Source organism: Xanthobacter autotrophicus, assembly GCF_030015065.1.
GTDB classification, from domain to species: domain Bacteria; phylum Pseudomonadota; class Alphaproteobacteria; order Rhizobiales; family Xanthobacteraceae; genus Xanthobacter; species Xanthobacter autotrophicus_D.
Genome location: NZ_JAIVFN010000589.1, coordinates 1 through 328, shown reverse-complemented (window position 1 = coordinate 328; position 328 = coordinate 1). Strand labels below are relative to the sequence as shown.

General features: G+C 63.7%; 1 protein-coding gene. It reads left to right on the top strand.

The window, feature by feature from the left end; genetic code table 11:
• A partial coding sequence (locus tag K9U40_RS24645; RefSeq protein WP_282890830.1) for a transposase occupies positions 1 to 196 on the top strand: 196 nt, incomplete at its 5' end.
• Between the last annotated feature and the right edge of the window lie 132 nt (positions 197 to 328).

Below are 328 nucleotides of genomic sequence, written 5' to 3'. Positions count from 1 at the left end.
CCGTATCGCCCGCCGCGGCGTCGACAGTTCTGAGCACCTCGGCAAGCACCGATGGGTGGTTGAGCGCACCTTCGCCTGGATCAACCAGTTCCGGCGCCTCGCCATCCGATACGAGCGCCACGCCGATCTCTACCGCGCATTCTGCGTCCTCGCCGCCGCAATCATATGCTTCAGAGCCATCGCCAAGTTTTGTTAGGCGCTCTAAACCGCTGCCGCGGTAACCGCCCGGCATGACGGGCGGTTGGATGTTTTCGACGTGGCGTCCCGCATAGGTGGGCGGAGCATCACGGGGTTTCTCACCACAGGAGAGCCCCATGGACGCTTCCGA